General features: G+C 45.5%; 23 protein-coding genes and 3 pseudogenes. 18 read left to right on the top strand and 8 right to left on the bottom strand.

What is annotated here, in order from left to right:
* The first annotated feature begins 10 nt into the window (after positions 1-10).
* The 5 genes from dapF to B853_RS14695 all read left to right on the top strand — a co-directional run bounded on the left by dapF (position 11) and on the right by B853_RS14695 (position 5,830).
* The gene (gene dapF / locus B853_RS14715) at positions 11-841 is read left to right on the top strand and encodes a diaminopimelate epimerase (RefSeq protein WP_010444534.1); all 831 of its coding nucleotides are present in this window, start codon (positions 11-13) and stop codon (positions 839-841) included.
* A gap of 20 nt (positions 842-861) precedes the next feature.
* The gene (locus tag B853_RS14710; protein WP_038887323.1) at positions 862-1,566 is read left to right on the top strand and encodes a DUF484 family protein; all 705 of its coding nucleotides are present in this window, start codon (positions 862-864) and stop codon (positions 1,564-1,566) included.
* Positions 1,532-2,473 carry a tyrosine recombinase XerC gene (xerC, locus tag B853_RS14705; RefSeq protein WP_038887314.1) on the top strand — a complete coding sequence of 314 codons (942 nt, stop codon included), beginning with the start codon at positions 1,532-1,534 and terminating at the stop codon, positions 2,471-2,473. Before B853_RS14710 ends, xerC begins: the two co-directional genes overlap by 35 nt.
* Positions 2,474-2,486: 13 nt before the next feature.
* The gene (yigB, locus tag B853_RS14700) at positions 2,487-3,203 is read left to right on the top strand and encodes a 5-amino-6-(5-phospho-D-ribitylamino)uracil phosphatase YigB (RefSeq protein ID WP_038887312.1); all 717 of its coding nucleotides are present in this window, start codon (positions 2,487-2,489) and stop codon (positions 3,201-3,203) included.
* Between the two features lie 140 nt (positions 3,204-3,343).
* Positions 3,344-5,830 (top strand): bifunctional diguanylate cyclase/phosphodiesterase, encoded by a 2,487-nt coding sequence (locus B853_RS14695; RefSeq protein ID WP_038887310.1) that lies wholly within the window; start codon positions 3,344-3,346, stop codon positions 5,828-5,830.
* Between the two features lie 80 nt (positions 5,831-5,910).
* Here the strand turns inward: B853_RS14695 and B853_RS14690 are convergent, their stop codons facing one another.
* Positions 5,911-6,507 (bottom strand): tRNA-uridine aminocarboxypropyltransferase, encoded by a 597-nt coding sequence (locus B853_RS14690; RefSeq protein ID WP_038887309.1) that lies wholly within the window; start codon positions 6,505-6,507, stop codon positions 5,911-5,913.
* Positions 6,507-8,057 carry a COG3650 family protein gene (locus B853_RS14685; RefSeq protein ID WP_038887307.1) on the bottom strand — a complete coding sequence of 517 codons (1,551 nt, stop codon included), beginning with the start codon at positions 8,055-8,057 and terminating at the stop codon, positions 6,507-6,509. The genes B853_RS14690 and B853_RS14685 overlap by 1 nt, the downstream gene beginning before the upstream one ends.
* A gap of 41 nt (positions 8,058-8,098) precedes the next feature.
* Between B853_RS14685 and B853_RS14680 the strand changes: the two genes are divergently transcribed.
* Positions 8,099-8,569, top strand: a complete 471-nt coding sequence (locus B853_RS14680) for an EVE domain-containing protein (RefSeq protein WP_005452022.1) — start codon at positions 8,099-8,101, stop codon at positions 8,567-8,569.
* 70 nt (positions 8,570-8,639) lie between these two features.
* On the opposite strand, the gene B853_RS14675 is transcribed toward B853_RS14680, so the two are convergent.
* Both B853_RS14675 and B853_RS14670 read right to left on the bottom strand, forming a co-directional pair.
* Positions 8,640-9,464: a Cof-type HAD-IIB family hydrolase gene (locus B853_RS14675; RefSeq protein WP_038887306.1), complete on the bottom strand. Its 825-nt coding sequence runs from the start codon at positions 9,462-9,464 to the stop codon at positions 8,640-8,642.
* 173 nt (positions 9,465-9,637) lie between these two features.
* Positions 9,638-10,627 (bottom strand): alpha/beta fold hydrolase, encoded by a 990-nt coding sequence (locus B853_RS14670; RefSeq protein ID WP_038887304.1) that lies wholly within the window; start codon positions 10,625-10,627, stop codon positions 9,638-9,640.
* Between the two features lie 65 nt (positions 10,628-10,692).
* Here B853_RS14670 and rhtB point away from each other — a divergent pair.
* The 6 genes and pseudogenes from rhtB to arsJ all read left to right on the top strand — a co-directional run bounded on the left by rhtB (position 10,693) and on the right by arsJ (position 16,024).
* Positions 10,693-11,311: pseudogene (gene rhtB, locus B853_RS14665) on the top strand (homoserine/homoserine lactone efflux protein).
* Between the two features lie 25 nt (positions 11,312-11,336).
* Complete coding sequence (locus tag B853_RS14660) at positions 11,337-12,560, top strand: EAL and HDOD domain-containing protein (RefSeq protein ID WP_010444513.1); 1,224 nt, start codon at positions 11,337-11,339, stop codon at positions 12,558-12,560.
* 102 nt (positions 12,561-12,662) lie between these two features.
* On the top strand, positions 12,663-12,998 hold the full coding sequence (locus B853_RS14655; RefSeq protein WP_010444511.1) for a metalloregulator ArsR/SmtB family transcription factor: 336 nt from the start codon (positions 12,663-12,665) through the stop codon (positions 12,996-12,998).
* Positions 12,999-13,041: 43 nt separating this feature from the next.
* On the top strand, positions 13,042-14,043 hold the full coding sequence (locus B853_RS14650; protein ID WP_038887302.1) for an ArsJ-associated glyceraldehyde-3-phosphate dehydrogenase: 1,002 nt from the start codon (positions 13,042-13,044) through the stop codon (positions 14,041-14,043).
* A gap of 11 nt (positions 14,044-14,054) precedes the next feature.
* The gene (locus B853_RS14645) at positions 14,055-14,549 is read left to right on the top strand and encodes a cyclin-dependent kinase inhibitor 3 family protein (RefSeq protein ID WP_038887301.1); all 495 of its coding nucleotides are present in this window, start codon (positions 14,055-14,057) and stop codon (positions 14,547-14,549) included.
* A gap of 257 nt (positions 14,550-14,806) precedes the next feature.
* Positions 14,807-16,024 carry an organoarsenical effux MFS transporter ArsJ gene (gene arsJ, locus B853_RS14640; protein ID WP_038887299.1) on the top strand — a complete coding sequence of 406 codons (1,218 nt, stop codon included), beginning with the start codon at positions 14,807-14,809 and terminating at the stop codon, positions 16,022-16,024.
* Positions 16,025-16,113: 89 nt separating this feature from the next.
* On the opposite strand, the gene B853_RS14635 is transcribed toward arsJ, so the two are convergent.
* Positions 16,114-16,494, bottom strand: coding sequence for a cystatin domain-containing protein (locus B853_RS14635; RefSeq protein WP_038887298.1), 381 nt, complete (start codon positions 16,492-16,494; stop codon positions 16,114-16,116).
* A 249-nt stretch (positions 16,495-16,743) separates the two neighbouring features.
* On the opposite strand from B853_RS14635, the gene B853_RS14630 reads away from it, so the two are divergent.
* The gene (locus B853_RS14630; RefSeq protein WP_038887296.1) at positions 16,744-17,757 is read left to right on the top strand and encodes an acyltransferase; all 1,014 of its coding nucleotides are present in this window, start codon (positions 16,744-16,746) and stop codon (positions 17,755-17,757) included.
* Between the two features lies 1 nt (position 17,758).
* Here B853_RS14630 and B853_RS14625 read toward each other — a convergent pair whose 3' ends face one another.
* Positions 17,759-18,088, bottom strand: a complete 330-nt coding sequence (locus B853_RS14625) for a DUF2500 domain-containing protein (RefSeq protein WP_010444499.1) — start codon at positions 18,086-18,088, stop codon at positions 17,759-17,761.
* A gap of 241 nt (positions 18,089-18,329) precedes the next feature.
* Between B853_RS14625 and B853_RS14620 the strand changes: the two genes are divergently transcribed.
* The 4 genes and pseudogenes from B853_RS14620 (at position 18,330) to B853_RS14600 (ending at position 21,298) form a co-directional block, all read left to right on the top strand.
* A complete protein-coding gene (locus B853_RS14620; RefSeq protein ID WP_010444498.1) occupies positions 18,330-18,695 on the top strand; it encodes a hypothetical protein in 366 nt (121 codons plus the stop codon).
* A 993-nt stretch (positions 18,696-19,688) separates the two neighbouring features.
* Positions 19,689-20,309: a lysoplasmalogenase gene (locus B853_RS14610; protein ID WP_010444497.1), complete on the top strand. Its 621-nt coding sequence runs from the start codon at positions 19,689-19,691 to the stop codon at positions 20,307-20,309.
* A 69-nt stretch (positions 20,310-20,378) separates the two neighbouring features.
* Entirely contained in the window at positions 20,379-20,600 is a 222-nt protein-coding gene (locus B853_RS14605) for a YecH family metal-binding protein (RefSeq protein WP_010444493.1), read from the top strand.
* Between the two features lie 112 nt (positions 20,601-20,712).
* Positions 20,713-21,298 (top strand): annotated as a pseudogene (locus B853_RS14600) (YhgN family NAAT transporter).
* A gap of 66 nt (positions 21,299-21,364) precedes the next feature.
* On the opposite strand, the gene B853_RS14595 reads toward B853_RS14600, so the two are convergent.
* Together B853_RS14595 and rsmD are read right to left on the bottom strand one after the other, a co-directional pair.
* Positions 21,365-21,631, bottom strand: coding sequence for a DUF1145 domain-containing protein (locus B853_RS14595; RefSeq protein WP_010444482.1), 267 nt, complete (start codon positions 21,629-21,631; stop codon positions 21,365-21,367).
* A 25-nt stretch (positions 21,632-21,656) separates the two neighbouring features.
* On the bottom strand, positions 21,657-22,256 hold the full coding sequence (gene rsmD, locus B853_RS14590; RefSeq protein ID WP_010444480.1) for a 16S rRNA (guanine(966)-N(2))-methyltransferase RsmD: 600 nt from the start codon (positions 22,254-22,256) through the stop codon (positions 21,657-21,659).
* A 223-nt stretch (positions 22,257-22,479) separates the two neighbouring features.
* On the opposite strand from rsmD, the pseudogene B853_RS14585 reads away from it, so the two are divergent.
* Positions 22,480-22,783, top strand: a pseudogene (locus B853_RS14585) (signal recognition particle-docking protein FtsY); the annotation flags it as partial.

Raw genomic sequence — 22,783 nt, 5'->3', positions numbered from 1 at the left:
CACACAACAAATGCATTTCCACTTTTCCAAAATGCACGGTTTGGGCAACGACTTTATGGTCGTCGACTGCATTACCCAGAACGTGTTTTTCTCGCAAGATTTGATTCGTCGTTTGGCGGATCGACACACGGGGGTTGGTTTCGATCAACTGCTCGTGGTTGAAGCGCCATATGACCCAGAAACTGACTTCCACTACCGTATTTTTAATGCGGATGGCAGCGAAGTTGAGCAGTGTGGTAATGGCGCTCGCTGTTTCGCGCGTTTTGTGCGTTTGAAAGGACTAACTAATAAGTACAGCGTCAGTGTTAGCACCAAGAAAGGTAAGATGATTCTTGATGTCGAAGATGATGGTGATGTGACGGTTAACATGGGTGTGCCAGAGTTTGAACCGAATAAGATTCCTTTCAAAGCTAAACAGAAAGAGAAAACCTACATCATGCGTGCCGGTGATAAGACCCTTTTCTGCGGTGCAGTGAGCATGGGTAACCCTCATGTAGTTACCGTGGTAGATGATGTTGATACGGCTGATGTGGAAGTTCTCGGTCCATTGCTTGAATCGCATGAACGCTTCCCTGAGCGAGTGAACGCAGGCTTTATGCAGGTCGTAGATCGCAATCACATCCGTTTACGTGTGTTTGAACGTGGAGCCGGTGAAACACAAGCTTGTGGCAGCGGTGCATGTGGCGCAGTTGCGGTAGGCATTCTGCAAGGTCTACTGGACGAGAATGTGAAAGTCTCTCTTCCGGGTGGTGACCTACGTATTTCTTGGCAAGGCCCGGGTAAACCGCTGTTTATGACTGGGCCAGCAACTCACGTATTTGATGGTCAGTTGTCGTGCTAGTTGAAGAACAAGAAAACCAAATGTCAGAAGTAGAAGCGGATGCGTTGACGGCTGAAGTCGTTGCTCAGTATCTGAAAGACCATCCCGACTTTTTCGCTCAGCGCCCCGAACTGATCGATCGATTATCAATGCCGCATGCAGATCTCGGCACGGTCTCCTTGGTTCACATTCAAATGAACCGCCAGCGCCAACGTATTGAAGAGCTGGAAGAAGAGATCACGACACTGATGTCATTGGCGGCGAATAATGATCGTACTTTCTACGAGTTCATGGACCTGCAAGGACAAATCCTAAAGTGTGGTGACTTTAAGCAAGTAATCAAAGCTATCGAACTGAAAGCCAAAGATCTTGGTTTGAGAGCTTATGTTCGTTTGTTGAGTCAGTGCGATGCATCGACTCAACTTAGCAAGGAAAATTACCAACGCTTTGCAACCAACCACCTAAATGGCAAAGAGGCATACTTGGGTCGCTTGCGTAAGGTGGATCGTGAAGCTTTGTTTGGGAATATGGATGTTCCAGAAATGGGTTCCTATGTGGTGTTACCGCTTGTGAAAAAGCAGACGCTTGGCGTTTTAGCATTTTCTAGCGAGGAGGGCGGTCACTTCCAACCAGATATGGACACTCTGTTTTTGCGTCATCTATCCTTAGTAGTGGCACATCTCGCTCAAACATTGGTATGGCAAAGTCACCATGACGATAACTCCCAACACTCCTCTGCCAACTAGCCTAACAAAGCCTCTTGAACGCTTCTATGAGTTCCTAAGAAGCGAAAAGGGGCTTAGCTTGCACACCCAACGAAACTACAAGCAGCAATTGGAAACCATGGCTCACCACTTGGCTGAGATGGGTTTGAAAGATTGGTCGCAAGTCGATGCTGGCTGGGTGCGTCAGTTGGCAGGTAAAGGCATGCGTGAAGGCATAAAAGCCAGCAGCTTAGCGACGCGCCTATCTTCTCTACGCAGCTTTTTTGATTTCCTGATCCTACGTGGAGAAATGTCAGCTAACCCTGCCAAAGGGGTATCGGCGCCGCGTAAGAAACGCCCACTGCCGAAAAACCTCGATGTAGATGAAGTTAATCAACTGCTTGAAGTTAGCGAAGATGATCCGTTAGCGGTGCGTGATCGCGCGATGATGGAGCTGATGTACGGTGCTGGTTTGCGTTTGGCTGAATTGGTCAGTATTGATGTTCGTGATGTTCACCTAAGAAGTGGTGAACTGCGAGTAATCGGTAAAGGTGATAAAGAACGCAAAGTACCGTTCTCTGGTATGGCAACCGAATGGGTTGGTAAGTGGTTGCGTGTTCGTGGTGATTTAGCCGCATCGGGAGAGCCTGCCCTGTTTGTTTCTAAGCTAGGTACGCGTATCTCACACCGTAGCGTGCAAAAGCGTATGGCAGAATGGGGCCAAAAGCAGTCCGTCGCGAGCCACATCAGTCCGCACAAATTGCGTCACTCATTTGCTACTCATATGTTGGAATCGAGCAATAACTTACGTGCAGTGCAAGAGCTATTGGGGCACGAAAATATCTCGACCACCCAAATCTACACCCACTTGGATTTCCAACATTTAGCGCAGGCCTACGATCAAGCTCACCCCAGAGCACGTAAGAAAAGCGACGACAAGTCCGACTAACCCCAGGAAAACCATGAAATTCTACCGCCGTATTGCGCCTGTAAAGGCGATGACGTTTGACCTTGATGACACCCTCTATGACAACTATCCAGTGATAGTTCGCATGGAGCGTGAGTTGCTCTCTTGGCTTAAACACCATCATCCGGCGGTTGCTCATATGGACAAAACCGATTGGTTGTCACTCAAGCAACGTGTCGCTGCGCAACAGCCTGAGCTGAAGAGTGACGTCACTTTGTGGCGTTTAGTGCAACTTAAACAAGCCTTCTCCCAAGTTGGTTATGATGATGTAGCCGCACATGCCGCCGCGCAAGCAGCAGTCGACGTCGCTTTGGATTGGCGCAACCGTTTTGAGGTTCCACAGCAAAGCCTCGATGTGCTTGCCGAGTTAGCGCAAGCCATCCCGCTGGTGGCCATCACCAATGGTAATGTGGATTTGGACAGAATTGGGCTAACACCATATTTTCAGCAAGTACTGAAAGCAGGGCCGGATGGCAGTGCGAAACCCGCACCTGATATGTTCACTAAAGCGCAGCAGTTTTTGGCGCTACCAAGAGAGTGTATTCTTCATGTCGGCGACCATTTTGTGACGGATGTTCAAGGTGCGAAACTGTCGGGCTTTGCCGCATGTTGGTTCAATAATATGAATAAAAATGTCATTAAACAGCCTCAAAGTCGTACGTTGCCCGATGTCGAAATCAGTTGCTTACAACACTTGCTCACACTTTTGTAACGACAATCGCATTAATGTATTGAGTCTTTAACATTAGTCTGGTCAAGCCCTATAAACCCACGTAAATTACTAAGCTAACAGTAAAAATGTCCTTGCACTAATACTAAAGGACGATAAGCGATAGGGTATCATTTCAATACATGCGAACTTATTCTCAGTTGATTCATGACCAGAATCAGCTCAATGATTTTTTAGGCACAATTTCGTGGCAAACAAGCAAGCAGTACTTGGTGCAGCTACTCTCTACGCAATCGCGAGAAGAAGCGACCAGTTTTGCTCAATGTTTGTTGGAAGTTGTACCTCATGCGCATGTTATTGGTCACAGTGCCCGAACATTGATTTATTCAGGCGATATATTTACCGATGGTAGTTTGCTGATTGTGAGCGAGTTGGTAGACACAACTCTTACCTCTGCTGTTCAAACCTACTCTTTCTCTCCTGATATCGATGGCTACGATTTAAAGCAATCACTTGCTTTGCGTGATAACTCGAAAGCCATTATCAGCTTTTCTGTTCAAGTGGAACGTCGTGATTATCCTATTTATCGAGGCTTTTGTTCTGATGGGCCTCCAGTATCAGGAGGGTTAGCACAAGCCAATGAAGGTGGTTGCTGGGTTCTGTTTCAAACTCAGTGTTATGAACACGCCGCTGTGGCGGTTGCTATGCATAGCAATACACTAAAAACGTGGACTAATGCCTATTCGGAGTGGAACCCCGTCGGCATGCCTCACCAAGTGACGGAAGCAAAAGGGAACCGGCTGTTTAAACTGGGAAACAAAACGGCTTACGATGTGTATAAACGATACCTTTCGGATGGGCGTGAATTGACGTTTGGTCAATTAATTAATTTCCCTTTGTATCGAGAGTCTGTGGGTAAGAAAGAGGTTTGTGCAGTCGTAGAAATTCATTCTGATGGCAGTATGACGTTTGATAAGTCTTGGTGTGTTGGGGATGAAGTTCAGTTTTGTTACAACCACCCATCATTGACTCTTGAGCAGGTAAAGCATGGTGTCCTTGAGCTGATGATGCATCAGCCAGAGTCGGTGATGATTTACAATTGTGCGTCACGACTAGACTTTATTGATGGAAGCTCGGAGGTCAAAGCTTTCGCCGATATTGCCCCAACGCTAGGCAGTTATTGTATGGGTGAGCTGCATCGAAATAATGGCCAACAGGAAATATTGCACCATAGTTTGACCTACCTAGCACTGCGAGAAGGAGATGAGGTCGCCTCATTGAGTGTGCTTGGTGATGAAGTGAGTAGTTCCATCTCTCCTTTGTTTAGTTTAATTAGAAATGCGATTAGCGATCTCAATGAAATGAATACTCATATGGAGTATCAGCTTGAGAGGCAGGCTAGGAAGTTACACGAGAGTTTTAGGCATGATACTCGAACAGGCTTAAAAAACCGTGTTGCTTTGCAAGAAGCGTTGAATGACTTGGATGACGAAGAACACCTTTTGACGTTAAAGCTGCTCAATTTTAGCCACATCAACGAAAAGTATGGTTATCGAGTGGGTGACCAACTACTTAATGACTTATCTCTTCATTTTAGTAACCGCCTACGTAAACGCTTGGGTAAACCCGCCGCCTTGCAGTTGTACAGCATAGGCGTGGGTGAGTGGGCATTTGTGTTTAAAGCTGATGCTAGCAGTGAGGTTATTAAGCAGCATTTCACTCGCTTTGCTGATGCGATTGAACAGACAAACTTTGAGCCGCGTGGTTTGCTTAATATTGATTATCTCACCGTCTCACTATGTGGCGGTTTGGTCAGCCGAAGAGATTTCCCTAATGCCACGCCAGATGAGCTGCTATTGAAAGCGATAGAAGCCCGCCGAGCTGGGGTAAGAAATAATACGCACATATGTAATGCCAAGGATGTAGAGGTAAATGAAGATGTGCGAAAAGAGCAGCTTGGTTGGCTGAGCTGTGTGAGTCGAGCCATACTGCAACAGAATATTGTCACTTACAGTCAGCCCATTGTTCATGCCTATAGTCATCGCCCTGCAAGCCAAGAATGTCTAGTCAGAATTGTTGAGGAAGATGGTTCTATTATTCCTCCGGGACGATTCCTCCCGATCATTACCGATACTCACCTTTATACCCGATTGAGTCGTCATATGATCAGGAATACGTTGGGTTATATGCAGGACAAAGAGGGTGACTTCTCCATTAACTTATCGCCTCAAGACTTTTTCAGTGACAAAACGTTAGCAGTACTTGAGCGCTCGATATTAAAGCTCAATGACCCTCGGCGTTTAGGTTTAGAGGTATTGGAGTCAGAACAGATCAAAGATTATGGGCGAATGATTGAAGTATGTAGCCACTTTAGAAAGCTTGGAGCGCGCATTATTGTTGATGACTTTGGTTCGGGGTATTCCAATATTGATGAAATTCTTAAGCTGGAACCGGAAGTGATAAAGATTGATGGGAGCTTAATCAAGAATATTGATAAGGATCCGAAACAGCGCAAGATTGCCTCGCAGTTAGTGCGTCTGTGTCAGGTGTTTAATGCTCAAACCGTAGCGGAGTTCGTGCACAACGAGGAAGTTTGTAATATTGCTCAGGATATGGGAGTGGACTATCTGCAAGGCTATTACTTGGGAGAACCAACGCGTTTGTTCTGAGGCTAACGCCTTGTTTCACGTGAAACAGCATCGAATAAAAAACGCAGCGGTAAAGCTGCGTTTTTTAATTCTTAACAGCGTTAGGTTTTGAGCTCGTGACCACTTTTCTCGGCTTGGAAACGAGGCAGGTATTGCTCGAAGAACGCCAACATCTGTTGCTGGTTTTGCTCTTCACCGAGTTGCCCCAGCAATTGCGCAGCTACTTCCAAGGTACATAGGTTACCTTCTTGTTGGTTGCGACGCAGTTGATACTGGGAATCGGCTTGAGTGGCTAAGCCCATCATCGCGATACCCTCTAGCCATCGGCTTTTATTGATCATTTTGCGCGCCTCTTGCCAGGTTGCATCAACAATGATGTACAGCGGTCGTCTGCTTTGCTCGTTACTTTGTTGCTGCACTTGTTCAAGCGTCAGGCTCTCTTCACTTGGGAATAGCAATACCGGCAGCAGGCTCGGATTGGCAAGCGTTTCTAACAACTCCGCTGGTGGCGCTTTACGATCCCAAACGACTTGAGTGACATTCAGTTGGCACTGGGTGAGTAGTTTGCCAGTGTTGGTGTCTCGCGCCAGTTCATTAGGGTGCATTAACAGTATCAGTGTATGTTCACTGCTTAACTTCGGCAGCAGTGAACAGATGCAGTTGAACTGGAAGCCACAATGTGGACAAGGCTGCGCCATTACAAGCGCACTCCATCACGAACAGGGCTAATGCCATCTGAGAACAGACGCACGCCGCTGACTTGTTCTTTGTTCGCTTTTGGCGCCAAGCTTGGGTTGATTGGGTAACTTACGCCTGTGTATTGCATCACGTGTTGCCCTGGCGTTGCGCCGCCACCGCTGACATTGAAAATCAGGTCACGCCAGCCGTGTGAGGTTTGTTGACCAAGCATAATTGGGCTTTGCACTAGCGTCATACGGCTGTTGAAACGCCACTCTTTCTCGTGGTTTTCGAATATCAGCAGAGTACAACCGCCAGAACCACACCAATCAAGTTGCACCAGTAATTCTTCATCACCATCGCCATTCAGATCATAGGTCAGCCAACGGTATTGGTTGTTACTAGGGTTGGTTTGGTGAATGAAGAAGTAGTTACGTACCGCAGCGTCCACTTTTGAGTTGAAGTCCGCACTAGAAGGAATATCAGCAGCGCCAATTGGATCGTTGTTGCGTTCGGCTGCTGGTTGTTCTGTGCCTGAGTTACGCACGGTTGCTGGGTATAGCACTAAACCGCCATCGGCAATGGGATAAACCAAATTGCCTACTTTCTCTTTGACTGCTTTTAGCTGGTTGCCTTCGCGAGTGAATAGGCGCTCAGTCATTAAGCGTTGTTGCTGGTGGTGAGTCATCAATACTTGGACTTGCGATGGACTCAGTTGCTGCCAGTAGCCGCGTTCAATCAATGGCGGTTGCCCGTCTGAATAGCTGTATTTGGTGATGGCACTGTGGTCGCTGTTGAGTGTCATCTGCACTTCGAAGCCTTGCGATTGGGTCGACGTCGCGACGTAAGTGTTCACCCATTCTAATGTTGAATCTATGTTGGCTGTCATACCACAACCTTGATAGGTTTTATCGCCATGCTCCAGTGTTGCCTTCCAGCCGTAGACAGAGTTGCTCATGGTGTCAGAACACAAGTTCTCTGTCATGCGCAGTTCACCATCCTTAAGTTGGTAGGTACGTTGGCGAGGTTGCAGTTTGCTGCTCTCAATTTCGAGTGTTTGTGTCGATTTGCCCATTTGCTGGAACTTGAGAGAGTTGCCTTCAAAGCTGGCTGACCAAGATGGCTCGTTACCAAAGACTCGTGTTGGTTTACTGGTTTGTTTGCAGCGTTGTGGGTTTTCTGTGGTGAGGAAGTTTACTTGTTCTACCACGAAGTTCGCGTCGAAATCTGCAGAGAAACCGTCAACACCAGGTGGATTGAGGTGACCGATCACTTCTCCATACATTTTCTGATAAGGCTGATTGGTTAATGCGATGGCTCTTTGCACCTGTTGTGGTGAAAGTTGCAGCCAGTACTGTTTGTCACTGCCACAAGGAGTGATGTACTGGCTTTCATGCCCAATCACGACTTCACCACGTAGCATAAAGGTTTGAGGTAAGATGGTTTCTGGCTTATCTAAGGACGCAGGCGGAGTCGCTGGTGTGTCTGCATCGGACTGCTGTGGTTGCATGCTGCATGCTTGCAGCACCAGCAGTGTGGCTAATGCCACTGGGTTTTTCAAAGCCTTCATGTTATATCTTCCTCATTACTCAATCTGCATCGGATGGCATTATGGCATATTGGTTATTTAAAACAGAACCAGATACCTTTTCTATTGACACGCTTCGAACCCAAAAGGTTTCATGTTGGGAGGGAGTTCGTAATTATCAGGCGCGTAATATGATGCGCGACCAAGTTAAATTGGGCGACTTGGTACTGATTTACCACTCTTCTTGTAAGAACGTAGGTGTGGCAGGTATTGCCAAAGTGACCCGTGAAGCGTATCCCGATCATTTCCAGTTTGACCTAGAGAGCGATTATTACGACCCGAAATCTGACCCAGAAAATCCGCGTTGGATAATGGTGGATATTGAGTTTGTGCGTAAGACTGAGCGCTTGATTCCGTTGTCGGTCATGAAGGCGATGCCAGAGCTAGAAAACATGCCATTAGTGAAACGCGGCAATCGTTTATCGATCATGCCGGTGAGCGAAGAAGAGTGGCAAGCAATCCTCGGCAAAGAGAAGTTGCCGAGTCAGCGATAAAAGAAAAAGGGCTGCATGGTGCAGCCCTTTGTGATTTTGTCGATAACCTGCTGTTGATAACTAATACAGGTTATAGCAGATGATCTTGTAGGTAGTGAGCAACTGCATCGTCGGCGTTGCTGCCGATCACTTCATTGTTTGGTAGTGCTTTCATCACTTTCTCGTGAGAGGTGCCCATCACCAAACCTTTACCCGCCATCGATAGCATTTCTACGTCATTCATGCCGTCACCAAACGCGATGGTGTTTTCCAGTGTTAGACCAATAGACTCTGCGACTGCCTTCAGGGCATCACCTTTAGAAACGCCAGCGCTCATCACTTCCAAGCACCAAGGTGTTGAGAAAGCGATGTTCAAGCGGTCACCAAATTGTTCGCGCAGTTTGGTTTCGAAAGTCACCAGGTGGTCGTGGTCTTGCGAAGGGTGGGTGAAGAAGATTTTCGCAATGCCGTCTGTAGGTGCGTTGTCTTCATCGTACAATTTGTAAGTGAACTCTTCGTGGAAATCACGCAGTTGTTCGTCGTCTTTGTTCAGCAACCAGTCGTCGTTTTGGTACATGTGGATAAGTATTTCAGGATCCGTTTTGATCGTGTCGATCACTGGCTGAACCAAATATTCTGGTACGTTCTGGCTGTACATCTCTTGATCATTTTGGTCGTGCACACGTGCACCATTCGAAGTAATCATGTAAGCCGGAATACCTACCGTGCGACGAATGCTTGCGACGTCTACGTGGTGGCGACCCGTTGCAAAGACAAATGTGTAGCCTTGCTCATGCAGCGCTTTGAGTGTCTCTTTCGAGTAAGCGCTTAGCTGGTGGTTAGGTGCGAGTAATGTGCCATCCAGATCTGAGGCAACGATTTTAGTGATCTCTTTGCAAGGTAGCGATGTGCTCATGAAGCCCTCGTAAACGGTTCGGATAGAGTAGAACAGGTTGATTGCACACGGAGCGCAGCAGATTGACTAGGTCATACTGCTCCGCGTGCGGGGGAACATGGGGAAGTCTACGCCAAAATAAGGAAAAAAAAGAGGGTAAATCGATGAGCTCGTATTTCCTCTTTAATCTGTTTTTATTGGCTGTGCCCGCGCATGAAGGCAAAGACGGCATCCAACGCTGGGTTACGATACTGATCTTTTTCGAATAAGATTTCGTGCTCTGCGCCAGCTATCGAAACTAGGCTCGCATTAGGGTTAGTCTTACTCAGCTTGTCGATAAAGCGCTGCTGAGCGGCATTACTCACGATACGATCATTACCAGGTTGGAGTAATAAAACCGGAACTTTAATTTGCCGTGTCAGCAAAATACACTGCTTTGCTGCCATCAAGCCTTGCCATACCCAACGTGTGCTAGGGCCGCCCACTTGTAGCTCTGGTTTATCGCGGTATAAACCACGGAACCAATGGTAGCGATCGTAGCTTTGGCTGAGTGGGTTATCTTCAAACGGTTTTGGATAGTATTCCTTATGACCCGGCGCGTAGCTTGGCTGTGGGGACACTGCGGCAAGGATTTGCGTGACCGGAATCGCGATAGGACTGAGATACCAAGGTAAGTTGATACCAAACATCGGCGCACTCAGGATTAAACCGTCAAAGTTATGATTTGGGTGGGTTTGCAGATAACGCGTCGCAATTGCACCGCCCATTGAGTGAGAAATGATAAAACGCTGCTGATATCCGCTTAAATCAAGCTGCTGCAGCACCAATTCCATATCGTCAATATAATCATTAAAGTCATAGACGTGACCCATGTCTGAGTCTGGTAGAAGACGATCTGATAAACCTTGTCCTCGGTGGTCAAACGAATACACGTCATAACCTTGTCGATACAGGTCGTAGAACAGTTCTTGGTATTTCCAGGAGGCCTCAATGCGACCGTTGACGATCAGCACGGCTTTTGTGTGCTCAGGTTTGGTGAGTTTGCACCAGTAGATGTTCTTTTTTTCTGTCCCTTTTACAAAGCCTTCTTGGCGTTCTTGCCAAAGTGCTGCGATCGGACCACCTATTGCTTGCTCAAATAAGGTCTCTTGAGTATAAGTCAAAGGTGAATGGTTAATAGCCATTAGTCGATTACCTGAAGATACGTTGCTTACGCGATGTATCATCGAAGAATTATTGAGGAAATGCAATGGATACCCATGTTTGGTTAGCCTATGTGGTAACAGCAATCGTTTTTAGTCTGGCTCCGGGATCTGGTACCGTCAACTCAATCAGCAATGGTTTGAGTTACGGCACGCGCAAGTCTCTGGGCGCTATTGTTGGTTTACAGATCGGCCTGGCAATTCATATTGCTCTGGTTGGTGCAGGTATTGGTGCTTTGGTCGCGCAATCGGCAACCGCATTTGCCGTTATTAAGTGGGTGGGTGCAGCTTACCTTGTGTGGCTTGGTATTCAAAAATGGCGTGATACGTCTAGTTTGGTCACACCAGAGACTCATAACACGATGTCAGGTAAGTCATTATTGTACAAAGCCATTCTTATCAACCTGACTAACCCTAAATCTATTGTGTTCTTAGTGGCGCTGTTTCCACAGTTTATTGACCCAGCAAAAGATCAGCTAACCCAACTGCTTGTCTTGGGGGGGGACGACTGTCGTTATTGATGCATGTGTGATGCTGGGCTACACCAGTTTGGCCGCACAAATGGGACGTTTTATTCGTTCAGGTAAGATCATGGGCAAAATAAACAAAGTATTCGGTTCAATGTTTATGGGATGTGGTGCATTATTAGCGGCTGCGAAGTCATAAGCTACCAGAAGAGTTGTCCTTTAGCATGAATACTACGTATGTCGCTCGCCAGCCAATCTTTAACCGTAAAAGACAGACGCTGGGCTATGAATTGTTATTCCGTGATGGTGAGCGCAATGCTTACCCTGCTCATATAGATTCAAATCGAGCGACATACCGACTTATCGTCGAGAACTTTCTTTCTGTCGGCACTAACCCTGTTATTGCTTCATCACGCTGCTTTATCAATTTTCCTCATCAAAGCTTGGTGCGCAGATTGCCTCGCAGCTTACCCAAAAACAAAATTGTTATTGAGGTGCTGGAGACATGCCGTCCAACTGATGACCTTCTAGATGCAATTCGAGAGTTCTATCGAGAAGGTTATTTAATTGCTCTAGATGACTTTACGTTGACTCAGGAGTGGCGTCGATTTTTGCCTTACGTCCATATAGTGAAACTCGACATTATGGCTATGGGCTTAGATAAGGCATGCGAGTTAGTCAAAAGTCATTTAGAGAAAAGAGTTAAGTACCACTTTCTTGCAGAGCGAGTTGAAACTGAAGAAGAATTTGAAGCGACTAAAGAGGCTGGCTTTAAGTTTTTCCAAGGGTACTTTTTTAGTCAGCCACTAATATCCCAAACGAAGTACGTCAGTCCTGAGCAGGTTCTTGCCCTGAAGCTGTTTCGTGAAGTATGTGTACCAGACCCTGATTTTGATCGGATTGAAAGTATCATTACTCAAGATGTCGCGTTGTCGTACAAGTTGTTGCGCTTTGTAAATACACAATCAAGCAATCTTGAGGTCGCTATTACCTCTTTTCGCCAAGCATTGATTTATTTGGGGCAAGAGAAGCTTAAGATGTTTGTCTCGTTGGTGGTGGCATCTTATATCTCGAGTAACAAACCCAGAGAGTTGTACAATCTGTCTTTGCAACGTGCGCAATTTTGCCAGTTGATGTCTAGCTACCAGCCATTTTCACACCTCAATGAGCAAGGCTTTATGGTCGGGCTATTGTCAATTCTTGATGCCATGCTCGATTTATCAGTAGATTCTCTTGTAGAGCAGCTACCACTTAGCCCCGCTTTAAAACAAGCGCTTTTGCATCGAGAAGGCGCTTATGGAGCACTCATTGCCCTAGAAGAATGTTACGAACGTGCTGACTGGAATGGTGTGGAAAAATTCTCTCAACAGCTAGGGCTCTCCTTTGACGATGTTAAGTCTCAGCTTGGTGAAGCGGTGCGCTTGAGCCAGACTTTCGTTGGCGCATAATCCGATCAATTATTAAACTTTTATTACAGTCGAGCGCGATCGCTTGACGGCATCCTAGTTTTAAATAAGTATATACGCATATCCATATATAGGTATGTAACAATGCTTCCGCATCAATTCTTCAAACTTCTTTCCGATGAAACTCGTGTGCGCTGCTTAATGCTTGTTGTGCGCGAAGGGGAAACCTGCGTTGGTGATCTAGCCTATGCGCTACAAGAAAGTCAGCCAAAGATTTCTCGTCATTTAGCTCTGTTAAGGTCGAATGGCATTTTGGTAGATAGACGCCAGGGACAGTGGGTGTTCTATCAATTGTCCCAACAGTTACCAGGATGGATGCAAAAATTGATTGATGACTTGGTCGCTTCGAACTGCTTAAAACAAGAGTACCAAGACGATATTTCACGATTGCACGATAAAACTCGTGCGGCTTGCTGCTAGTAGTAAGCGTTACCAGTTTATAGGTTTGAAAAGGTAGAAGATTATGACGATTAAAGTAGGTATTAACGGTTTCGGTCGAATTGGTCGCTTGGCACTGCGTGCTGCGTTTGACTGGCCAGAGCTAGAGTTCGTGCACATCAACGATGTAGCGGGTGATGCAGCGACGCTTGGCCACTTACTTGAGTTCGATTCAGTTCAAGGTCGTTGGAATCATGCAGTGCAAGTTGAAGGCACAGACATGGTGATCAATGGTAAGCGCATCACGACTTCACAAGAACGCGATATCGACGCTGTGAACTGGGGTCAATGTGATGTTGTGATTGAAGCAACGGGCGTTCATCGCAAAACCTCATTCCTAAACAAATACCTAGAACAAGGCGTAAAGCGTGTTGTTGTTAGTGCACCAGTGAAAGAAGAAGGTGTTGCAAACATCGTCGTTGGTGTGAACGACCACATCTTCGACCCAGCGCAGCACCGTATCGTGACCGCAGCGTCTTGTACAACCAACTGTATTGCTCCAGTAGTGAAAGTGATTCACGAGAAACTGGGCATTGAACAATCGTCATTCACAACGATTCACGATTTAACCAATACACAAACGATTCTGGATGCGCCGCACAAAGACCTGCGTCGTGCACGTGCATGTGGTATGAGCCTGATCCCAACTACAACGGGCAGTGCGACTGCAATTGTGGAAATCTTCCCAGAGTTGAAAGATAAGATTAACGGTCACGCGGTTCGTGTTCCTCTAGCAAACGCCTCACTCACAGACATCATTTTTGATGTGAAACGTGATACCACGGCAGAAGAGGTTAACGCACTACTGAAAGAAGCTTCTGAAGGCGAGCTAAAAGGCATCCTTGGTTTTGAAGAGCGTCCATTAGTTTCTATCGATTACAAAGGCGACCAACGTTCAACTATCGTCGACGCGCAATCAACCATGGTCGTGGGCTCTCGCATGGTGAAGATTTACGCTTGGTACGATAACGAGATGGGTTACGCGACGCGTACTGCGGAATTGGTTCGTAACGTTGGTATGGCATAAGGAGTTTTAAGATGTCTCATCCTACATGGCAATTAGATTTAGAAATGGGCGCATTGGTACTGACTCCATGTCCAGGTACCAAAGGTGTGGAACTGCAAACTTCGCTAGAACAGCTAAAAGCGCAAGGTGTAGAAGCGATTGTTACTGCCCTTGATGATGTTGAATTAGCGTCCAAAGACGTGTCTGCATTGGGCGATATAACCCAACAGTTGGGCATGAAATGGCTCCAAATTGAAATTGAAGATGACTGTGCTCCAGGCGAAGACTTCGCTGCAAAATGGCAACAAGCGAGTCCTGAACTGCACGCGATTCTTGCTCAAGGTGGCAAGGTGGCAATGCACTGTATGGGTGGCTCTGGTCGCACAGGTTTGTTTGCTGCGCACCTACTGCTAGAGAAAGATTGGGCGCTAGAAGACATCGTACGTGAAGTGCAAGCGCTGCGTCCTGGTGCTTTCACAAAGCCTGTACAAGTTGAGTACATCGAGCGCGTAGCTCAAGGCGCTTGATCAGCTTGTAGAGCTTTTGGAACATCATGATTCAAAAGCTCTCTTTATGCCGTAATGGCTTACCAATTTATGTGATTCCTTTTATTGGTTTTACGTTTAACTCACTGTTTATTAATGAATAATGTTTAGGTGTTTCATCAGTTCTTGTTTCACAATTTAGAGCCAGTATTGAGATGACTCAATGCTGGTGTTCAGGTCATAGAGCATTTGGAATATCATGATCTAAATACCCTAAATGCTGTACATCTGAGGTCGTTATGATTTCAAAACTAAGCAAAAGTATCCGTCAGTATATGCTTGTGACGTTCAACTATTGGAACTTCACAGTGACGGATGGTGCACTACGTATGCTGGTAGTGCTTTACTTCCATGACTTAGGCTACTCAAGCTTAGCCATTGCTTCGCTGTTCCTTTTCTATGAATTTTTTGGCGTAGTGACCAACTTGGTTGGTGGCTGGCTAGGTGCTCGACTTGGTTTGAACAAAACCATGAACGTCGGCTTAGGGATGCAGATTTTTGCCTTGCTGATGTTGGCAGTGCCCAATGCTTGGTTGACCATTCCTTGGGTAATGGCGGCGCAGGCAATTTCAGGTATTGCCAAAGACTTAAATAAGATGAGTGCCAAGAGCGCGATCAAAATTTTGGTGCCAGACGAGCAGCAAGGTGCACTTTATAAGTGGGTTGCGATCTTAACGGGCTCGAAGAATGCGCTGAAAGGTGCGGGTTTCTTCGTTGGTGGTTTGCTGCTATCGGCGTTTGGTTTCCAAACTTCGATGATAATCATGGCAAGTGTGCTGGCCGTTGTGTTTGTATGCAGCTTGATTTGGCTTGAGGCGGACATGGGTAAGGCGAAGAGCAAACCTAAGTTCCGTCAGATTTTCTCCAAGTCAGAGTCGGTGAACATTCTTTCCGCTGCACGTATGTTCCTATTTGGCGCTCGTGATGTGTGGTTTGTTGTTGCACTGCCAATTTATCTTGGCAGCGTGTTTGGTTGGGATCACCTGATGGTGGGTGGCTTCCTTGCGGCTTGGGTGATTGCTTACGGATTCGTTCAAGGTTTTGCGCCTCGTATTACCGGCAAAGCGCAAGGTCGAGTGCCAGATGGCAGCGCGGCATTAATTTGGGCAGGTATACTTGCTGTCATCACTGGTGCGATAGCTTATGGCGTGCAAATCGGTTGGCAACCAGAGCTTGTTATTGTGGTGGGCTTGATGATTTTCGGGGCTGTGTTTGCGGTGAACTCATCTCTGCACTCTTATCTAATCGTTAGTTATGCGAAAGGCGATGGAGTATCACTGGATGTTGGCTTCTACTATATGGCGAATGCGATGGGACGTTTGATCGGTACGGTTCTGTCTGGTTGGATTTACCAAGAAGCGGGTCTAGCGGCATGTCTGTGGGTGTCATTTGCTTTCTTAGCGCTAACGACGGTCATCTCTATCAAGCTACCAAAAGCCAAAGTGGCGACGGCTTAAATCGACTTACGATTCAGAATAAAAAATGGCTCCGCTTTGGGAGCCATTTTTGTTTTTACGATTCAGTATCGCAAATCAGCAAGTCTTGCTTATGGGCAAATGCGGCCTTGTTGTGCTGGCTGCGTCATTTCCATATCACCTTTCAGTGAGCGGTAAACGATGGTGTTCCAAACTTCACCATTGTCCATTTCGAATTCAATCGCGTAGTTAAGGCCATTCACCACTTGAGTACGTACGCTCAAGATCTCTTTTAGCTTAGCCGCGGTATTCATCTGACCAAGTACAAAATCTAATGCCTGTTGAGCCTCAGGAGTCACTTCACTTTGTGACCAGCCGCCAGCAAGGTTTTCAGCGCTGCAGATAGGGTTCGCTTCCGGTTGCGATTGTGTTGGTGCCACGGCCTCTTCCTTTTGATTACATCCAGCTAAAGCCACTACACAAACCAGTGACGCTAATAATGTTTTCTTCATAAAGACCTCTCTTAATAATCTAATTGGCATCCTAAAGGAACACAGATTTTAAAGCTGTTTCATATCCGAGAAAGCTTAGGGTTACCGAATTCACTTCGCAATAGATGTTGGAGCGATTTATTTTGCAGATGAATGATGTTCTAGCGTCATTGTAGGGTTAAAAATAAGCAAAAACAGATTGTTAACTATTTCACTGGATGAAAATTGCCCTATGCTATAGGCGTGAAGTTACGCAAATTAGGAAAGGGTATGAGAGAAAGGGTTCTGTTTTTCGACTTATTACGTTGTGTGGCGGCGGTAGCAGTGATCGCCATCCATGTGTTAGCACCATATCGTAATGAGTTGGGCGTGATTCCATTTGACCAATGGTTAACCGCGGTGGGTGTAAATAGCGTGACTCGTTGGGCAGTGCCAGTTTTTATTTTGATCACGGGGGCATTGATGCTCAGCGATACGCGTCCTTTTGATGCCAAGTACTACTTCAAACGGCGCTTAGGTAAGGTGTTAGTCCCTTTTATTATTTGGTCGATGTTTTATGCGTATTTGTCAGGCTGGACGGCGCAAGGCTTTGACTTTGCCACCGTTGAAGAAGTGGTGAGCAACAGTCCGCATCATGCAACCTACTACCACCTTGGATTCTTCTATTACTTTATTCCGCTCTATTTTGTGATTCCGTTGTTTCAATGGGTAGTCCGTAATTGTGATGACAGTGTCCTCTATGCGTATCTGGCGGTTTGGCTACTCACCAGCACTTTATTCTTATTCAAAATTGATGGACCGTGGAGTAATCAATACTGGCTTTATATGGGATATTTACCACTCGGTTATGTTTTGTTTAAGAAAGTACCGCTCAATCGTTCTATGGTTACAGCGTTTGCTGCGCTTGGGCTGGTGGCATTAGTGGTGACGTTTACTATGGTTGTCGCAAATAGCTTAGAGGCAGATAAATACACAGTGGGGCGTTGGCTATCATACAAAACATTGAATGTGATCTTAGCTGCGTCGATGATCTTTATGCTGTGTCGTTACTTTGGAGAAGGTTTGGCGCCAAAAGCGCAAAAAGTGGTGAGTGTTATTAGTCAACACAGTTTGGGTATTTATCTTCTCCACCCAATTTTTTTATGGCCGATGAAAGCGTTCGGTTGGTATCAAGGGCACCCTGCATGGGTGATTCCGGTGTGGATTGTATTAAGTGGTGCTGGAGCCTTGGCGATGAGCTATTTGTTCTCCAGGTCCGCCAAGACTCGCTGGTTGTTGCCGTAGTTTAGCGTTTTAGGGCGAAGTGTAAGAACTTGTCGCCACAGTAAGTCAGTGTGCCTTTATCACCGGGATTTAGAGCGTGGTAATAGTGCACACCGATTTGAAACTCGCGTTTTGGTCCAATCGAGCCGCGTTGTACATAAATCCAATATTCTTGATCGTCTTGACCTGGCTCTGCTTCTGGCACTTCTATTACTTGTTTGTCTAATATGGTCACTTGAGCGCTTTGTTCAGGTGCGTCTTCGCCAAAGTAATGCTTGCTGTAGAAGCGGAAAAATACCCATGCACCAAGTGCAATTAGGGCGAATAGAGCCAAAATAAGTGAGATTGGCATGATAACCTCCAATGTTTCATTGGCGCCTATTTTACAGAACTCCCTGATTAAACTATGAGTTGAGATAAATTATTCGTGATCTAGTAAAAGCGTCGTAGATTTTATTCGGCGCACTTCACATTTTATATGCGTTCAAGAGCACAATTTAAAAGGAAATTTGCACCTTTTGACTCGAAAAAGTTCTAAATTTATAGAAGAATGAGATGACAGACAAAGGAATGGTCAAGTAAGGAGGGTTGCGATGTCAGATATTGAGAAAGTAGTCATGCGTACCCGAACCATCGAAAAACTTCTGCGTACGCAATATCATGCGGAAGGGAAGGGGTTGCATCAATTGATCAGCAGCTGTGAAGAACGCTTGCCACACGACGTTATAGCGAAATTACGCTTTATCGCAACCGTGCGCAATAAGATTGTTCACGAAGAAGACTATAAGTTGGACGACAGAAAAGGCTTTATGGCGGCATGTGATGCCTGTGAAAAGGAACTTACGCCAAGAAGTTCTCGCTTTATTTGGCGAGCGGCTATTTTGTTAATGGCCTTGATTACGCTTGCTGCTCTTGGCTTCTATTACATGCACTGGGATATTCTAAGTAAGCATTTGTAGACTACAAAAATTGAACAATAAAAAAGGGACGCGGAAGCGTCCCTTTTTTATTTTAAACAGTAACTTAGTACATCATTGGCAGTGTCATTAAACCAACAACCACTGCAATCATTACCAGCCCTTGTTTTTGAGAAGAAGAAATCATAACACTACCCCTAAAATCATTGATGAACTCGATGTAAATAATATAGCACTGTTTTTGGCTGTTGATCAACTTCAAAGCGCAAAACTTTTCAAAACTAACACTTAACTTTCGTTTATTGACCCTTTATTGACTAATAAAACTGTGTTTTTTGTGCTGTTGTTAAAGTGTGCGACTTGTCTAATTCTTCTTCTTTTTGTTTTTAAGTGTATGATTTTTATGTGTTAAATATGGTTAATGTGATGGTGTTATAGTGTTTATTGTCTCTATGGTGTGTTTGGTGATCTATTTTTGCTGAATTTCTCAAAAGTTGAGAAAATTCTATTTAATGCTAGTTAGGTCGATTTAAATTAAGGGGTTTGGAAACGTATTTTCCTATCTGATGAGAAATTTACAGCCTCAAAAACGGATAGGCTCAGTCTTGATTGGAAATGGTTGGGTTTTTTCGACTTATCTCCTTGATGGTTAGTTATATCAGTTACTTATGTTGATTTGTCTGAATTTTTAATCTACATGATTACTGGGCTGATAGCGGTTTATTCTTTATAGGTAAGGCGGTTTTGTCCCTCTTGGTGCACAGAGGTGATGGATTTTAGTTTTGTGTTGGTTATTTACACATAGTGCTCGTGTGGTGAACAAAGTGGCGGTTTATTTTTCACAGTATTGTCTATGGTGAGCTGAAAGGCCGAGCTATTCTTAGAGGTGAATAGATTGTCACTTCGTTGATTGAGTCCGTGGTGATTACGAAATGTTTTGATTCGCTAGCGAGATCCAACTTTCATTGATTATGTCTTTACATCAAGATTGGTCTACCTAGACTAGCGGCGAGATTACGTGAAAGGTGTATCGGCATGTGGAGTTGGTTAGCGATTGGGCTATCGGGGATGTATTCCGTGTTGGGGGCAAAACAGGCCAATCCAACGCAGTCTCTAACATTTAAAATTTTTACTCTGCTATTGCTGCTGATTTTGGCACTGACTGAGGGTTCTTCAGCACCACATACTTATTGGATCGTGGGTGGTCTCGTGGTCTCGATGTTTGCTGATACGCTCCATTCGTTTAAATCTCGTAAGCCTCTCTATTTTGCTGGTTATCTACTGGCACAAATTTGTTATAGCAAATCGTTCTGGGTTCAGCTCAATGGTGACATTGTGTGGTGGCTGTTAGCTTTACTGCTTGCTGCAAGTATTGTGGCTTTCTTCCTCTTGCTGCCACAGTTAGATTCCATGGTCTTTCCGGTCGTGATCATGGGTATCATGCTAGTTCAACTGGCTTGGGCGGCGGGTGAGGTTTGGTTACAAGTGCCAAGCTTTGCTAATGCGATCGGGTTTAGTGGCACCTTAGTGATGATTTATTCTGCCTTAGCTTACGCGATACATGGCTATCGTAAGCCGATGAAGCGTGCCTATGTCTGGGTGAGCGGCAGTTACTTCTTAGCCCATGCATTAATTGTTGCCTCTATCATTTACTAACTTAGGTCAAAGCAATCGATCATGTTTTAGTTACACTGCCCAGACGAACTTTGAAGATTGGAATCGATGATGACTGAAATTCATGCACATAACTTGCTGAACCTACTCCGTGAAACCCCAATGAATCGTGATGAACTTGCTGCTCATTTCGGCACAGATGCGCGCTTTCATACCTGTAAGCTGAATGATCTAGACTTAGATGCATTGCTAGAGTTTTTGCTAAAGCGCGAAAAAGTACGCGAACTGGAAGGTAAGTTTGTGGTTAACATGGCGCGCGTTTGTAATCACTAAGCGGCGGCTAAGCGTTATTCGTTGAGGGCGGGAAATCCATTTCGCCTTCAACCATATATTCACGTATTCACGTTGTTATACTGGCCGCCAATTTTCCTGTCGAGGTCAGAACATGGACATTCTTTCTGCAGCGACCATGCTGTTTCTTATTATGGACCCGCTCGGCAATTTGCCGATTGTGCTGTCCATTCTCAAACACCTAGATGCCAAGCGTCGCCGTAAAGTGTTAATCCGTGAACTGTTGTTTGCCTTGATGATTTTGATGCTATTCCTCTTCGCAGGCCGAAGCATCATGAGCTTCCTTCATGTTCAACCTGAAACCTTGAGTATTTCTGGCGGTATTATTCTATTTATCATCGCGATTAAGATGATTTTCCCTAGTGCGGGCAGTATTACTGGTTTAGCGGCTGGCGAAGAACCATTCATTGTGCCGATGGCGATTCCGATGATAGCTGGACCATCTGTGATTGCTGCATTGTTGCTATTGTCTTCTCAGCACCCAGATAAGATTATGGAGCTGTCGGCAGCTGTGTTGATTGCATGGGGGGGCGACGTTCTTTATCTTGATGTTCTACAGTTTCTTCCACCGTATTTTAGGGGAACGTGGTCTGAAAGCCGTCGAACGTTTGATGGGATTACTCTTGGTGATGATTTCTACTCAGATGTTCCTTGATGGCGTGAAGAGCTACATGGGTTAAGCCTTTGTCCACCGGATGAATACAAAAAAGCCGCTCTAGTGAGCGGCTTTTGTTTATCTGAGGTTTCTACATCATATGCTTGCGACGGATATCGAGCAGAGCAAAGATGCCAAAAATCAAAATCGAGTATTTCTCCCAACTGCTCATCTTAATTTTGTCACCAAATGCACCGATGAAGATCGCCATTTGTAGACCATGCATAATGAACAAAAATGCCGCCATGATATACAGCGCAATGGCCGCTTTACCTGGAAAGGGCATAAAGATGTTGAGGATTAATATAAACCAGACAAAGGCGATGGCCGCTTTAGCCAGTATCAATAATGCTTTCATTTAACTATCCTTTTAAATTGAGGCTTTAAGCTGTTGCGCGTTCATATAAGCGGTAGCTGACTTGGCCTGCGGTTTTCTCGCGGTGCAGACGCCAGTTTTCTGGAAGCCCAGCAATGTTTAGTTCTTTCTCTGTTTCAATATAAATCATCGCATCTTCAGCCAGCCAGCCATTTTGCTCAAGCAAGGTCACGGTTTCATCCAATAAGCCTTTGCGAAACGGCGGATCGATGAATACTACGTGATGTGGCGTACCCGGTTGCTTCAAAAAGCTTAACGCATCGGTGTTCACTACATGAATATTACTAGTATTCAATGATGCAATGTTCTTTTGTAACTGCTGAAATGCTTGTGGATTTAGCTCCACCATGGTGACAAGCTCTGCTTGGCGAGAAGCGGCTTCAAAGCCTAAGCCGCCCGAGCCAGCAAATAGATCGAGGCATTTTGCTTGCGGCACATCTTGAGCTAACCAGTTAAATAGGGTTTCTTTTACGCGATCCGTGGTTGGGCGCAAACCTTCAGCGTCATGAACAGGTAGCTTTCTACCTCTCCATAAACCACTAATAATGCGAACAAAGCCCGTTGTTGGCTTTTTTTGTGATGAGTTTTGCTGGCGACGTCTTACCATAGATTTTTTGACCGCTAATAAAGTGATACTATATCCAATCGCCCAAGCTTTGAGCTTGGATACAGCCCAGAATATTCAAGATGACAGAGTGTAACACTAATAAGATTAGATTCACCTAATTGGAAAGTTTTCACAACTTTGTCATTCGCCTTTTCTGTCAAGATAATATTCTTGTCAGAAAAGAGTCATTAATAGATAAGAAGACAATCTAGGATAGCCCCAGATGACGGAAAAAAAGAAGCGCGGATTACTTTCGTGGCTAGGTTTTGGTGATGAAGAGCAAAGCCAAAAACCGACAACTGAAGAATCAGTAAAAGAAGAAGCAGCGGAAGTACCTGCCGCCGAGCAACAATCTACAGAAGATGCTGCCGATCAAGCAGAAGAAAAAACAATTGTTGAAGAAGAAACTGAGAAGCCTGAGCCTGTCCTAGCAGAAGCAGAAGCAGAAGCAGAAGCAGAAGCAGAAGCAGAAGCAGAAGCAGAAGCAGAAGCAGAAGCAGAAGCAGAAGCAGAAGCAGAAGCAGAAC

The organism is Vibrio rotiferianus CAIM 577 = LMG 21460, assembly GCF_002741985.1.
In the GTDB taxonomy this organism is placed as follows: Bacteria; Pseudomonadota; Gammaproteobacteria; order Enterobacterales; family Vibrionaceae; genus Vibrio; species Vibrio rotiferianus.
Note: the sequence above shows the minus strand (reverse complement) of the source record. Positions and strands in the feature narration are given on the sequence as shown.